The organism is Georgenia sp. Z2081, from assembly GCF_055326445.1.
In genome coordinates this window covers 1-14503 of record NZ_JBUZNK010000007.1, presented here as the reverse complement: position 1 = coordinate 14503, position 14503 = coordinate 1, and the positions used below count along the sequence as shown (strand labels likewise).

Here is a 14503-nt window from a genome sequence, read left to right as displayed (position 1 = left end):
GCACGTGCGGCGGGCAGAAGTCCGCTCATTCGCGGGGACGGGGGTCAGCGGCGGCGCAGCCCGGCCAGCCGCCGTCGGGCCGCCTGCTTGAGGTGCCGGCCGGCGACGAGCGTGCGGTACACGCCGGGACGCACCGGGAGGTCGCGTGCGGCGGCGGCCGGGACGACGTCGGGGTGGAACTTCGTCTTGAACATGGTGAGCCCGGCGAGCGAGTCGAACTCCGCCGAGCCGACGCCGCCGAGGTCGTAGGTGCGCACCCCCTCGGCCTGGAGCCGCTGCATGATCTCCCACTGGAGCAGGTCGGGCGCGCCGGAGTGCCGGGCCGACTCGCCCGACGCGCCGATCGAGTACGTCGCGTGCGCTCCGATGACGTTGACCTGTGCCCACGCGACGGGTCGGCCGGCGTCGCGCACGACGAACAGCCGCATGATCTCCGGCCCGACGAGGCGCATCATCTCGTGGTACCGGTCGGCGGGGTGCACGCCGAACGCCGCGCGCTCGCCGGTCTCCTCGAACAGCGCGTACAGCTCGTCGAACGCCGCCCGGTCCAGCCCGGTGTCCTCCGTGACGGTAAGGCCCTCCTCGCGCTCCGCCCTGCGCACGTCGCGCCGGCCGCGCTTCTTCATCCGCGCCAGAACGTCCTCGGCCGTCCCGGTGAGGTCGACGACGACCGTCGAGTCGAACGTGATGCCCTGCATGACGGGGACCAGGTCGACGTCGTCGTAGCGGGCGTGCAGCCGGACGAACGCCACCCCCGGGTCCACGCGCCTGAGCGACGCCGCCAGCTGGTCGCGCAGCGCTCGCTCCCGCTCGGGGGTCGGCTCGTCGAGCCAGACGGGCCCGAACTTCGCCCACAGCCACGAGACGCCGGCGCCGACCGAGACCTTCGACAACGAGACGACGGCGACGGCCTCGCGCCCCTCCCAGGCCGCGAGCCGGCCCCACGGGGTGCGGCCGGCCACGGTGGCGTCGTAGTCGTCCCACTCGATGGTCTGCTCCACGGGCATCGCGGCGTCGGCGGTGAGCCGCCGGTACTCGACGTCGTCGCAGGGGCGGAGCTGAAGCGTCACGTGACCTCCGGTGGATGGGCGCCCGCGGGTCGTCGGGCAGGGCCAGGCTATCGCCGACGCGTATGGTGTGCGGTGTCCGGCGCCCGTGAGCCGCCCACCGCTCCCCGACGCACCCGGAGGTGCCGTGCCCCGCTCGCAGATCGTCCCGCTGACCCCCGGCGCGCTGGAGGAGGCGGTCGCCGCGGCCGGCCGCGAGCTCCCCGTCGAGCAGTCCGAGGCGTGGGACGCGTACGACGCGGCGATGCCGGGGCGTGAGCCCGCCGGCCGGCTGGCCTGGCTGCTCGACGGCGAACCGCAGGCCGTCCTCGCGCTGTCCCGTCTGCGTGGGCGCGGCTTCACCTACCTGTGGGCCCGGCACGGACCCGTCTGGCTCACCGCCGACACCCCCGAGGCGGAGCACGCGCTGCGCCGGGCGCTCACCCGGTCGCTCCGCGCCGCCGAGCCGCGGGCGGCGTTCGTCCGGCTGCACGCCCGCCACCCGGCGGACGACCTGTTCGAGCTGCTGCAGTCCGTGACCTACGACCGGACCGTCGTCCTCGACCTCGCGGGCACCGGCGACGCCGAGACGCTCCTGGCCGGCATGAAGAAGCGGGGCCGGCGCGACGTGCGCAAGGCCGGCCGCAACGAGGACCTGGTCCCCGGCGAGGAGACCGGGATCGACGCCGCCGGGTTCGCCGAGCTCTACGCGCTCCTGGAGGAGACCGCCGAGCGCGACGGCTTCGGCATCGCGGTCTCGAGCCAGTACACGACCATGCTCGACTCGCTCGGCCCGGAGCACGCCCGGCTGTTCGTCGTGCGCGACCGCGAGGGGCAGCCCCTGTGCTGGGGGATCGTCACGGTCGGCGAGGGGCTGGCCACGTACTACTACGCGGCATCGAGCCACGCGGGCCGCCGGGCGGGCGCGCCCGACCTGCTCGTCTGGCACATGGCGGCCACCCTGCAGGCCGAGGGGGTGCGCACCTTCGACCTCATGGGCATCGACTCCCCGCGCGCACCGCGCCTCACCGGCGTGCGGGACTTCAAGACCAAGTTCTCCGACGACGTCACCGAGGTGCCGGGAGCGTGGGACGTCCCGCTGCGGCCCGCCCTCTACCGGGCGCTCGTGGCCGCACTGGCCGGAAAGCGGCGCGCCGTCGCCGCGCTGGCGTCGGTGCGCTCGGCGCTCCACCGATCGACGTCCGACGCAGACGCCGCCGCTGACGCCTGATCCTCTGGGTCGGTCCCGTCGACCCTGTGGACGACACTCGTCGGGTGAGAGTCAACTCACCAATCTCTCCACCTGTTTCTGATTTTCGGCACCTCCGCGTTGGCTATATATCGGTTAGGGTCGCCTTACCTCACTGCGCGAGGCCCGTACCACTTAGACCGATGGAGAGCTCATGAACACCCTGCGCTGCACCCTGATCGGCGGGTCCGCCGCGTTCGCACTGCTCGCGACCGCCGCCTGCTCGTCCGCCGACGACGAGTCGAGCGAGGTGCCCGAGGACGACGGCACGAGCGAGGAGGCCCCCGAGGAGGAGGGCGGCGTCGACACGGAGCCCGAGGCCGGCTCCGACGGGTCGGAGACCGGCTCCGACGAGGCGGGCTCGGACGAGGCAGGCTCCGACGACCCGGCCGCCGGTGGCGCCGTCGAGTTCGAGGACAACAACGGTACGCACACGCTCGACTCCGCGCCGGAGTCGATCGTCGTCACCGACAACCGCAGCTTCGAGACCCTGGCCGACTGGGGCATCGAGCCCACCGCCGCCGCCGTCTCGCTCATGCCCGAGACGGTGACCTTCCCCAACCAGGACGAGATCGTCGACCTCGGCAACCACCGCGAGCCGGACCTGGAGGCCGTGGTCGTCGCCGACCCGGACATCATCGTCAACGGCCAGCGCTTCACCCAGTACGCCGAGGACTTCGCCGAGCTCGCGCCGAACGCCGTCGTCACCGACCTCGACCCCCGCGAGGGCGAGCCGTTCGACGCCGAGCTCGCCCGGCAGGTCACCCAGCTCGGCGAGATCTTCGGCCACCAGGACGAGGCCGCGACGCTGGTCGAGGAGCTCGAGGCCGCCGTCGAGCGGGTCACCGCCGCGTACGACCCCGAGCAGACGGTCATGGCCGTCAACACCTCTGGCGGCAACATCGGCTACCTCGCGCCGACCGTCGGCCGCACGCTCGGCCCGGTCTTCGACATCGCCGGCCTGACCCCGGCGCTCGAGATCGACGACGCGTCCGACGACCACCAGGGCGACGACATCTCGGTCGAGGCCATCGCCGACTCCAACCCCGACTGGATCCTCGTCATGGACCGCGACGCTGCCGTCGGGGCGGACGAGGAGGGCTACACGCCGGCCCAGGAGCTCCTCACCGGCTCCGAGGCGCTGTCCGGCGTCACGGCCGTCCAGGAGGACCAGATCGTCTACATGCCCGAGGACACCTACACGAACGAGGGCATCCAGACCTACACGGAGTTCCTCAACGACTTCGCGGACGCCCTCGAGGGCGCTGCCTGATCCCGCGATGAACCAGCGGCGGTGGGCCGGCCCGTCCACCCGGCCCACCGCCGCTCCTCGCCCCGCGGGCCGCGCGGGGCACGAGCCACGACGTCCTCGACGAAAGACACCATGACGACGACCGACACTGCGCCGCGAGCGCGCACGAGGGGGAAGCTCGCCGACCGCAGGCTCGCGGTCGGCATCGCCGTCGTGGCGCTCCTGCTGGTCGCGTCCCTGCTGACCGGCGAGTACGACATCTTCGGCGACAACCCCACGGACGTCGACATGTTCGCCATCACCCGGGTGCCGCGCACGGTCGCGCTCGTGCTGGCCGGCGCCGCGATGGCCATGTGCGGGCTCATCATGCAGCTCCTCACGCAGAACCGGTTCGTCGAGCCGACGACCACGGGCACCACCGAGTGGGCTGGTCTGGGCCTCCTCACGGTGATGATCCTGTTCCCGGGCGCGAGCATCCTCGGCCGGATGACCGGGGCCGTGATCTTCGCGTTCGTCGGCACGATGATCTTCTTCCTGTTCCTGCGCCGGGTGTCGCTCAAGACCTCCCTCATCGTCCCGATCGTCGGCATCATGCTCGGCGCGGTCATCGGCGCCGTCTCCACGTTCGTCGCGCTGACGACCGACATGCTGCAGAACCTCGGTGTCTGGTTCGCCGGCAGCTTCACCTCCGTGCTGCGTGGGCAGTACGAGCTGCTGTGGCTCGTCGCGCTCGTCGGCGTCGCCGTGTTCCTCGTGGCCGACCGGTTCACGGTCGCCGGGCTCGGCGAGGAGATCTCGACGAGCGTCGGGCTCAACTACAACCGGATCATCCTGCTGGGCACCACGCTCGTCGCGATCGCCACCGGGGTGGTGACGGTCGTCGTCGGGAACCTGCCCTTCCTCGGGCTCATCGTCCCCAACATCGTCTCGATGGTCCGGGGCGACGACCTGCGCAGCAACCTGCCGTGGGTGTGCCTGCTCGGCATCGCCGTCGTCACCGTCTGCGACCTCATCGGTCGCACGATCATCTCCCCGTTCGAGGTGCCGGTCTCGCTGGTGCTCGGGGTCGTCGGCTCGATCGTCTTCATCGCCCTCCTCCTGCGGCAGCGTCGTCGTGGCTAGCCCGACGACGGCCCACGACCCCGGGCCGACCACCGGTGAGGACGACGTGACGGGCCCGCCCGAGATCACGGCGCCGATGCGCCCCCGCAGCGCCCGGCGCACCTCCGGCTCCTTCCAGACGCGACGCCAGCAGGTGCGCTACTGGCTCGTGCTGTCGCTCATGATCCTGCTGTCGGTCGGCTTCGGCTTCGGTTTGCTCGCCTACGACAACCCCGTCCCGATCTCCGACGACCGGTTCTGGATCATCGCGCGGATGCGTGCCACCGACGTCGTCGTCATGGCGCTGGTGGCCACGTGCCAGGCGATCGCGACCGTCGCCTTCCAGACGGTGACGAACAACCGGATCATCACGCCGTCGATCATGGGCTTCGAGTCCCTCTACGTCGCGGTCCAGACCTCCGCGGTCTACTTCCTCGGCGTCGCCGGGGTCGTCGCGGTCCAGGGCGTGCCCCAGTTCGCGCTGCAGGTCGCCCTCATGGTGGTCTTCGCGCTGTTCCTCTACGGATGGCTGCTGTCCGGGAGGTACGCGAACCTTCAGGTCATGCTGCTCGTCGGCATCATCATCGGCGCCGGGCTCGGCTCGGTGTCGACCTTCATGCAGCGCCTGCTCACGCCGAGCGAGTTCGACGTCCTCACCGCACGCCTGTTCGGCTCCGTGTCCAACGCCGACGCCGACTACCTCCCGCTCGCGATCCCGCTGTGCGTCCTCGCCACGGGCGCCATCCTGCTGCGCGCCCGTCGGCTCAACGTGGTCGCCCTCGGCCGGGACATCAGCATGGGACTCGGGGTCAACCACCGGGCCGAGATCATCAAGGTGCTGTTCCTCGTCTCGATCCTCATGGCCGTCTCCACCGCGATGATCGGCCGGATGACGTTCCTCGGCTTCCTCGTGGCGACGCTCGCCTACCAGTTCTCCGGCACGCACGACCACCGGTACACCCTGCCGATGGCCGGCCTCACCGGCTTCGTCGTCCTGTCCGGCGCCTACTTCGTCATGCGGAACATCTTCTCGGCGGCCGGCGTGGTCTCGATCCTCATCGAGTTCGTCGGCGGCATCGTCTTTCTCGTCGTCATCCTCAGGAAGGGGCGCCTGTGATCACGCTCGACGCCGTCCGCAAGGACTACAGCTCAGAGGTGACGATCGGTCCCGTCACCATCGAGATCCCTGCCTGCGGTGTGACGGCCCTCGTCGGCCCCAACGGTGCCGGCAAGTCGACCACGCTGACGATGGTGGGCCGGCTCCTCGGCATGGACTCGGGCGCGATCGAGATCGCCGGCTACGACGTCTCCAGCACGAAGTCCCGCGACCTCGCGAAGATCGTGTCCGTCCTGCGCCAGGAGAACCACTTCATCACCCGGCTCACGGTGCGCCAGCTCGTGGGCTTCGGACGGTTCCCCTACTCGCAGGGGCGACTGACCAGGCGGGACGAGGAGCTGATCAGCCAGGCGATCGACTTCCTCCACCTCTCCGAGCTCGAGGGCCGCTACCTCGACCAGCTCTCCGGCGGCCAGCGACAGCGCGCCTACGTGGCCATGGTGCTCGCGCAGGACACCGAGTACGTGCTGCTGGACGAGCCGCTCAACAACCTCGACATGAAGCACTCGGTCCAGATGATGAAGCACCTGCGCCGGGCCGCGACCGAGCTGGGCCGGACCGTCGTCATCGTGCTGCACGACATCAACTTCGCCGGCAAGTACGCCGACCACATCTGCGCGATGAAGGACGGCATGGTCTGCGACTTCGGCACGTCGGAGGAGATCATGACCGACGAGGTGCTCACGCGGGTGTTCGACACCCCGGTGCGCGTCATCGACGGCCCCGACGGACGCCTCGCGGTCTACTACTAGGCGCCCGTTCGTCGCACGACGACGACGCCCGGCCCGTCGAGCGTGACCGCCCCGGCGGTGGTGCTGGTCGTGGCCGGGTCCCAGGCGAGCAGCACCTCGGGGCCGTCCACGGTCGCGCCGGGCTCGGACGGGGCCGCGCCGGGCCGGTCGCCGATCGCGTCGGCGCCGGCGAGGGGAACGGTCGTCGGCGCGTCCGGCGTCGCACGTGTCACGGCGACGACGTCGATGCCGCCGCGCGACATGCGCAGCCAGCCGGCCTCGTCGTCGACCGCGACCGCCGTCGCCGAGCGGTCCCCGCTCGCGAGGTCCGGCTCCGCGCGCCGCAGCGCGAGCGCGGCGGCGTAGAACGCCCGGATGCGGTGGCCGCGCTCCGTCGTCGCCTCGTCCCGGTCGAGGACCGAGGCTTCGCGCGTGGCGGGGTCCTGGGGGTCCGGGACCTCGGGCTGCTCGCCGTCCGCGCCCCAGCCGTGGCGGGCGAACTCCGCGCGACGGCCCTCGGTGACGGCGCGGCCGAGGTCGGGGTCGATGTGGTCGGTGAAGAACTGGAAGGGCGTGCGTGCGCCCCACTCCTCGCCCATGAACAGCATCGGCGTGTAGGGGGACAGCAGGACGATCGCGGCGGAGACCGCGAGCTGCGCGTCGTCGAGCACGACGCTCGGGCGGTCCCCGACGGCGCGGTTGCCGACCTGGTCGTGGTTCTGGCCGAAGACGACGAACCGGTGGCCGTCCACGTCGTCGTCGACCGGCCGTCCCCAGTCCTGCCCGCGGAAGGTGGACCATCCGCCGTCGTGCACGAACACGCGCGTGAGCGCGTGCGCGAGCGTGCTCCCGGCGCCGAAGTCGACGTAGTAGCCCTCCCCCTCACCGGTGAGCCACGCGTGCAGGGCGTGGTGGACGTCGTCGACCCACTGGGCGTCCATACCGAGGCCGCCCTCGGCCGTCGGGGTGACCATCGCGTGGTCGTTGAGGTCCGACTCCGCGACCAGCGTGCGCGGCAGCCCCAGGCTCTCGCCGAGCGCGTGCACCCGGTCGGCGAGCTCGGCCAACAGGTGCGGCTCGGAGGTGTCCTCGATCGCGTGCACCGCGTCGAGCCGCAGGGCGTCGACGTGGAAGTCCGACAGCCAGCGCAGGGCGTTCTCCAGGAAGAACGCGCGCACCTCGGCGGACCTTTCGCCGTCGAGGTCCGGACCCGACCCCCACGGGGTCTGGTGGCGTTCGGTGACGTAGTCGGCGAAGACGCCGAGGTAGTTGCCGTCGGGACCGAGGTGGTTGTAGACGACGTCGAGGCACACCCCCAGGCCGTGGGAGTGCGCCGCGTCGACGAAGCGCTGCAGCGCCGCCGGCCCGCCGTAGGAGTCCTGGACCGCGTAGAGGCCCACGCCGTCGTACCCCCAGCCCCGGACGCCGGGGAAGGCGGCGAGCGGCATGAGCTCGATCATCGTCACCCCCAGCTCTGCCAGCCCTCCGAGGTGGGTGATCGCGGCGTCGAGCGTGCCCTCGGCGGTGAACGTGCCGACGTGCAGCTCGTAGATCACCGATCCCGGGAGCGCGACCCCGGCGAAGCCCATGTCCGTCCAGTCGAAGGTGGAGGGGTCGTGGAGCCGCGAGGGCCCGTGGACGCCGTCGGGCTGGTGGGCGGAGCGGGGGTCCGGCACCGGGTCGCCGCCGTCGCGGGAGAAGAGGTACTCCGTGCCGGAGGGCCAGGGGGCGTCGGCCGTCCACCAGCCGCCCGACCGCCGGACCAGTCGGTGGCGGCCGACCGCGGGGGCCGCGGCCTGCTGCTCCCCGTCGGCCGGTCCGACCGCGGTGACGACGGCGTCGATGCTGCTCGCGTCGGGCGACCACACGGCCGGGACGAGCGGGTGGCGCACGAGGGCGTCGGTCTCCGCGTCGCGGTCGCCGAGCGGCGGGCGAGGGTGCCGCGGCCGGGCGTCCTGCGGGTCGGGGATCATGCGGAGGCCTCCAGGACGGCGACGGGACGGTGGGCGAGGAGCTCGGCGAGCAGGGTCGCGCCTCCCTCGTGGCGGGTGCCGGTGAGGACGTCGGTCCAGGTGCCGGGCGGGAGGACGACGGTGTGCTCGTGGAACCCCCCGAGCGCACGCAGCCCCTCGGCCAGGCGCGTGGCGACGGTGACGGCCCGGGGCTCGCCGTCCATCGTGCGGGTGAGGGCCACGGCGTGCTGGGTCGTCGTGGGCAGCGGCGCGTACCCGGACCGTTCGCCGACGAACGCGTTCGGCACGCGCCTGCGCAGGCGCAGCACGGCGGCCGTCAGGGCGAGCTTCTCCTCGCCCAGGTCGCCCGGGGTGCGGCCGGCGTCGAGCTCGGCGAGGGTGGCCGCGATCGCGCCGTGGTCGACGGGGCGACGGTTGTCGGGATCGACCAGCGAGTCGGTGAGGAGCTCGGTGCCCTGGTAGACGTCGGCCACCCCGACGAGCGTGAGCTGGAGCGCCTTGGTCCCGAGCACCGAGGTGCGCAGCGAGTGCGCGGTGTCCGCGACCCAGCCGGCGAACCGTTCGCGCACGGCCGGCTCGGCCGTCATGGCGGCGACCCAGGCCGTGAGCTCCTCCTCGCCCGCGGCGTCCTGGTCGGTCCAGGTGGTCCAGGTCTTCTGCTCGCGGACCGCCTTGAGCAGGTAGTCGGTCAGGCGGACGGCCTCGATCGGGCCGTCGGGGCCCCAGGTCCCGGCCAGCGTCTGCCAGACGAGGTTCTCGGTGCGCCCATCGAGGTCGGCGGGGCGGCGTTCGGCCGTGAGCTCGCGCAGGTCGGCGACCAGGGAGCGCCACGCCGCGGCGTGCTCGGAGATCACTCCGATGCGTGCCCGGACGTCCTCGCTGCGCTTGGTGTCGTGCGTCGATCCGTTGGTCATCGTCGCCGGCCAGAACGTCTGTGTGCGCCCGGCCCAGGCGTGCAGCTCGTCGACCGAGAGCGAGCCGCGCTGGGGTGCGCCGCCCACCTCGTTGAGCGAGAGCAGGTGGGTCCACCGGTAGAAGGTCGTGTCCTCGACGCCCTTGGCGGTCACGGCACCGCAGACCTGCTGGAACCGCACGATGATCTCGTCCCGGCGGGCCTCGCGGGTCCGCCCCGCGGAGCCCACCTCGCGGCCCAGCACCAGGTCGACGACGACGTCGAGGGTCTCGTGCCGGTCGGCGTCCAGCCGGGTCCGGGCGGTGGCGGCGGCATCCTCGACGAACGCCTCCGACTCCGGCGGCGCGGGCTCGCCCGGCACGACGTAGGCACGGTAGCGGTGCACCGCGATCACGAGCTCGCGCACGCACTCCAGCAGCGGCCGGAACGAGTGGTCGCGGAGCCGGACGTCGTCGTCGCACACGTCGGACAGCAGGGTGGCGAGGCGGTGCACCTCGGCGTAGAGGGAGCCCTCGACGATCTGCCGCTTGGCCGCGTCCCGGACCGACTCGTAGTCGCCGGGCGCGTCGCCGGCGATCTGCTGCATGAGCGCACCGGTGGTCGGCAGACCGGCCGGGTCCACCTGGATGCCGTGCAGCCGCCAGGCGGCGTCGTAGCCCGTGGTGCCGGCGACCTGCCAGTCACCGGGCAGGTCCTCGTCGTCCTCGAGGATCTTCTCGGCGACCACCCAGGCGCCCCCGGTGGCCTCGTGGAGGCGCCGGAAGTATCCGCGCGGGTCGGCCAGGCCGTCGGGGTGGTCGACCCGGAGCGCGTCGATGACGCCGTCGTGGAGGAGCGTGAGCAGCAGGCCGTGCGTGGCGTCGAAGACGGCCTCGTCCTCCACCCGGATCGCCGCGAGGGAGCCGACGTCGAAGAACCGCCGGTAGTTGAGCTCCTCGTCGGCGACCTTCCAGTAGGCCAGGCGGTAGAACTGGCGGTCGAGCAGGTCCGCGAGCGGGAGCTGCTCGGTCCCGGCCCGCACCGGCAGGACGTGGTCGTAGTAGGTGAGGACGTGCTGCTCGCCGGCGTCCTCCTCGCCGGGCACCACGGCAGTGGTCAGCTCGATCTCGCCGTCCGCGAGCGCGGCGCCGATGCGGCGGCCGAGGACCGGCATGAGCACGCCGCCACCTCCCTCGGACAGGTCGACGTCGAACCACGAGGCGTAGGGCGAGTCGGGGCCGAGCGCGAGGACCGACCACAGGGCGCGGTTGTGCCAGGCGGGTGTCGGCACGGCCATGTGGTTGGGCACGAGGTCGACGACGACGCCCATGTCCAGCTCGTGCGCGGCGCGGGCCAGCCGCTCGAGGCCGTCACGGCCCCCGAGCGTGGCGGAGATCGTCGTGTGGTCGACGACGTCGTACCCGTGCGTCGAGCCCGGCGCCGCGGTGAGCACGGGGGAGAGGTAGACGTCCGTGACGCCGAGGTTCGACAGGTGGTCGAGCTGTCTGCCGACGTCGTCGAACGTGAGGTCCGGACCGAGCTGCAGACGGTACGTACTCACCGGGGTACGCCTGCCGGGACCGGGCAGGTGCGCGGCGGCCGCGGCCCTCGTGGTGGCCTCGACGGCCGAGCGATCGGTGGCCGGGTGGTCGGTGGCCGACGTGTCGTTGGCCTCGTGGTGCGTGGTCACGTGCATCCTCCGGGGTCGTCGACTCGTCCGGGTCCAGTCTGCCCGGTCGCGGAGGTCCGTGCCCGCCGGCTCCGGGAGCGGGCAGGGGGCGGCCGACCGGTCCTACTCGGGTGTGTCGGCGGCGGCGTCGGACTCGGGGTTCCCGTCGTCGTCGGGGGAGGGGCTGTCGTCGGGCTCGTCGGCGGTGACCGCCGTCTGGCGGCGGCCTCCGCCCCACGCCGGTGAGGTGGGGATGCGTCCCGTGACGGTCCGACCGACGGCGTCGGCGGGGGCCGCCTCACGGGAGCCCTGCGGGCTCAGGAGGACGACCGTCGACCGGGCCACCACCGTGACCTGCGAACCCGCCGCGAGATCGCCGGACTGCGTCCGCTCCCCGGCGGAGTCCAGGACGACGGACCAGGTCGGCCCCCACTCGGCGAGCGGCAGCGTGACGAGGACGTCCTCGTGGGAGGCGTTGAGGATGATGAGCAGCGAGTCGTCGAGGATCCGCTCGCCGCGCGCGTCGGGCTCGGCGATGGCCTCGCCGTTGAAGAAACAGACGATGGTCTTGGCGTCGCCGCCCCAGTCGTGGTCGGCCATCGGGGCGCCGTCGGGGGCGAACCAGGCGAGGTCGGGCAGTCCGTCCGGCGACTCGGCGAGCGGCTCGCCGGTGAGGAACCGGCGGCGCCGCAGGACGGGGTGCTCGAGGCGGAACTCGACGAGCTCACGCGTGAACCCGAGCAGGTGCTGCGCGTCCTCGTCGAGGTCCCAGTCCACCCAGGAGATCTCGTTGTCCTGGCAGTAGACGTTGTTGTTGCCGCCCTGGGTGCGGGCGATCTCGTCGCCGTGCGAGATCATCGGCACGCCCTGGGACAGCAGCAGGGTGGTGAGCATGTTCCGCTGCTGGCGGGCGCGGAGCGCGTTGATGGCCGGGTCGTCCGAGGGGCCCTCGACGCCGCAGTTCCAGGACCGGTTGTGCGACTCGCCGTCGCGATTGTCCTCGCCGTTCGCCTCGTTGCGCTTCTCGTGGTAGCTGACGAGGTCGCGCATCGTGAAGCCGTCGTGGGCGGTGACGAAGTTGATCGACGCCACCGGGCGGCGACCCGAGTGCTCGTAGAGGTCCGAGGAGCCGGAGAGCCGGTAGGCCAGGTCGCCCAGCATGCCGGGCTCACCACGCCAGTAGTCCCGGACCGTGTCGCGATACTTGCCGTTCCACTCGGTCCACAGCGGCGGGAACCCACCGACCTGGTAGCCGCCCTCACCCACGTCCCACGGCTCGGCGATGAGCTTGGCCTGGGAGATGATCGGGTCCTGCTGGATGATGTCGAAGAACGACGAGAGCTTGTCCACCTCGTGGAGCTCGCGCGCGAGCGTGGAGGCGAGGTCGAACCGGAAGCCGTCCACGTGCATCTCCTGCACCCAGTAGCGCAGCGAGTCCATGATCAGCTGCAGCGTGTGGGGGCTACGCATGTAGAGCGAGTTGCCCGTGCCCGTCGTGTCGAAGTAGTGCGCCTCGTCGCCGTGGACGAGCCGGTAGTACTGGGGGTTGTCGATGCCCCTGAAGCTGAGGGTGGGACCCATGTGGTTGCCCTCGGCGGTGTGGTTGTAGACGACGTCGAGGATGACCTCGATGCCGGCCTCGTGCATCGCCTTGACCAGGGTCCGGAACTCGTCGACCTGCTCGCCCCGGCTGCCCTGGGAGGAGTAGGCGTTGTGCGGGGCGAAGAAGCCGATCGTGTTGTAGCCCCAGTAGTTGGACAGCCCCTTCTCCACGAGGTGGGGGTCCTGCGCGAACTGGTGGACCGGCATGAGCTCGACGGCGGTCACGCCCAGCGACGTGAGGTGCTCGATGATCGACGGGTGGGCCAGGCCCGCGTAGGTGCCGCGCTGCTCCTCGGGGACATCCGGGTGGAGGCGCGTGAGGCCGGCGACGTGGGCCTCGTAGATGACGGAGTCGTGGTACTCGTGGCCCGGCGGACGGTCGTTGCCCCAGTCGAAGAACGGGTTGACGACGACGGAGACCATCGTGTGGCCGAGCGAGTCCTGCGGCGCGAAGCGGCTCGGGTCGTCGAAGTCGTAGGAGAACAGGGACTGGTGCCCGTCGATCTGACCGTCGACGGCCTTGGCGTAGGGGTCGAGCAGGAGCTTCGTCGGGTCGCAGCGCAGCCCCCGAGAGGGATCCCACGGGCCGTGGACGCGGAAGCCGTAGCGCTGGCCCGGCCTGACCCCGGGGAAGTAGCCGTGCCAGACGTGGGCGTCGACCTCCGTGAGGTCGACGCGGACCTCGCCGTTGTCGTCGTCGACCAGGCACAGCTCCACCCGGTCCGCGACCGTGGAGAAGAGCGCGAAGTTCGTGCCGGCGCCGTCGAACGTCGCGCCGAGGGGGTAAGGGTGGCCTGGCCAGTGCTGCATGGGCACAAGAGTGGCACGTCCACGACCGGGGGGCCTCGCGGACCCTCCGGCGTGCGCGGATGGTCACAGCGCGACAGGCGGGCACGGACGTGCGGGCGGCGGGTGTGTTGGCGTGCGTGCATGAGGGCGTGCGCGCGGCGACGGCGCGACCGCCGGTGCGTGGGAGATGGTCGCCGGTCCGTACGGGCGGTCGGTGCACGGCGTTTGGTCATCCTCGTGCCGGTCGTGCCGGTCGTGCCACTCGCTCGCCGCTAGCTGTTCGCTGTTCGGTCGCCGGCAAGCCGGGGTTGTCGGGGGCACGGTTATTCCCCAGGTCAGGGTGGGTGGTGGATGTGGCGTAGTTGTCCACAGATTCGGGCATTTCGCTTGTCCTCGAATATGTGTTCGAGTAGAATTGGGGTAGTCGGTTCGAGTGGCACGAGGAGGTGCGGGGGCAGTGGCTGAGGACGTGAGCGTGGACCAGGAGTGGTCGGCTCTGGAGGAGCTGCTCTCCGCGCAGATCGAGGCCTGGCTCGCCACGAAGGCAACCCAGAACGACGCCGCCTCTGAGACCGACCCTGATTCCGATGTCGCCGGGGCCGGGGAGGTCAGCGACGCCGTCGGGTGCGATGCCGATGCGGGCGTCGCGGACGTCGGCGACGATCGTGAGCTCGACAGCCCCCACGGCGCCGATGACCGCGCCGGGACGGCTACTGACAGTTACGTCGATGTAACCGACCTCGGCCAGGCAGAGCACGACCCGCCCGCTGCTGACGCTCCCGCGGCTCGAACGATTCCGGTGGGGTCGTTGGCGGGACTGGAGGCTGTGGCGGCTCTGGTCGAGGGACTGACGGGGGAGCGGTGGCAGGACCTGACCGGTAGCGAGGCGCAGCAGGGGCTGGACCTGCTCGAGCGCATCGAGCGAGGCCTCGCCGGCGCGCGCGCCGCGGTGACTGCGAAGGTCGAGGCCGATGGTGTGTGGGCGTTGGAGGGGCAGCGGTCGTTCCGGACCTGGTTGCGGGACCGGACCGGGACCAGCGTGGCGGTGGCGGGTCGGCAGGCCCGGCAGGCCCGCGCGCTGC

9 protein-coding genes and 1 pseudogene are annotated in these 14503 nt (G+C 71.9%); 6 read left to right on the top strand and 4 right to left on the bottom strand.

Annotated features, from left to right (window positions below; genetic code table 11):
- Positions 1 to 44: 44 nt before the first annotated feature.
- On the bottom strand, positions 45 to 1070 hold the full coding sequence (locus ACZLKG_RS10455) for a lipid II:glycine glycyltransferase FemX (protein ID WP_425708828.1): 1026 nt from the start codon (positions 1068 to 1070) through the stop codon (positions 45 to 47).
- 124 nt (positions 1071 to 1194) lie between these two features.
- Here ACZLKG_RS10455 and ACZLKG_RS10450 point away from each other — a divergent pair, with 124 nt between their 5' ends.
- The 5 genes from ACZLKG_RS10450 to ACZLKG_RS10430 all read left to right on the top strand — a co-directional run bounded on the left by ACZLKG_RS10450 (position 1195) and on the right by ACZLKG_RS10430 (position 6517).
- Positions 1195 to 2277 carry a lipid II:glycine glycyltransferase FemX gene (locus tag ACZLKG_RS10450; RefSeq protein ID WP_425708827.1) on the top strand — a complete coding sequence of 361 codons (1083 nt, stop codon included), beginning with the start codon at positions 1195 to 1197 and terminating at the stop codon, positions 2275 to 2277.
- A 172-nt stretch (positions 2278 to 2449) separates the two neighbouring features.
- Positions 2450 to 3568: a siderophore ABC transporter substrate-binding protein gene (locus tag ACZLKG_RS10445; RefSeq protein ID WP_425708826.1), complete on the top strand. Its 1119-nt coding sequence runs from the start codon at positions 2450 to 2452 to the stop codon at positions 3566 to 3568.
- Positions 3569 to 3679: 111 nt separating this feature from the next.
- On the top strand, positions 3680 to 4669 hold the full coding sequence (locus tag ACZLKG_RS10440; protein ID WP_425708825.1) for an ABC transporter permease: 990 nt from the start codon (positions 3680 to 3682) through the stop codon (positions 4667 to 4669).
- Between the two features lie 76 nt (positions 4670 to 4745).
- Entirely contained in the window at positions 4746 to 5765 is a 1020-nt protein-coding gene (locus ACZLKG_RS10435; protein WP_463648783.1) for an iron chelate uptake ABC transporter family permease subunit, read from the top strand.
- Complete coding sequence (locus tag ACZLKG_RS10430) at positions 5762 to 6517, top strand: iron ABC transporter ATP-binding protein (protein WP_425708823.1); 756 nt, start codon at positions 5762 to 5764, stop codon at positions 6515 to 6517. Before ACZLKG_RS10435 ends, ACZLKG_RS10430 begins: the two co-directional genes overlap by 4 nt.
- Here the strand turns inward: ACZLKG_RS10430 and treZ are convergent.
- The 3 genes from treZ to glgX form a co-directional block, all read right to left on the bottom strand.
- Entirely contained in the window at positions 6514 to 8469 is a 1956-nt protein-coding gene (treZ, locus tag ACZLKG_RS10425) for a malto-oligosyltrehalose trehalohydrolase (RefSeq protein WP_425708822.1), read from the bottom strand. The genes ACZLKG_RS10430 and treZ overlap by 4 nt on opposite strands.
- Positions 8466 to 11051: a malto-oligosyltrehalose synthase gene (treY, locus tag ACZLKG_RS10420; protein ID WP_425708821.1), complete on the bottom strand. Its 2586-nt coding sequence runs from the start codon at positions 11049 to 11051 to the stop codon at positions 8466 to 8468. The genes treZ and treY overlap by 4 nt, the downstream gene beginning before the upstream one ends.
- Positions 11052 to 11153: 102 nt before the next feature.
- Positions 11154 to 13442 carry a glycogen debranching protein GlgX gene (gene glgX, locus ACZLKG_RS10415; protein ID WP_425708820.1) on the bottom strand — a complete coding sequence of 763 codons (2289 nt, stop codon included), beginning with the start codon at positions 13440 to 13442 and terminating at the stop codon, positions 11154 to 11156.
- Between the two features lie 454 nt (positions 13443 to 13896).
- On the opposite strand from glgX, the pseudogene ACZLKG_RS10410 reads away from it, so the two are divergent.
- Positions 13897 to 14503, top strand: a pseudogene (locus ACZLKG_RS10410) (hypothetical protein); the annotation flags it as partial.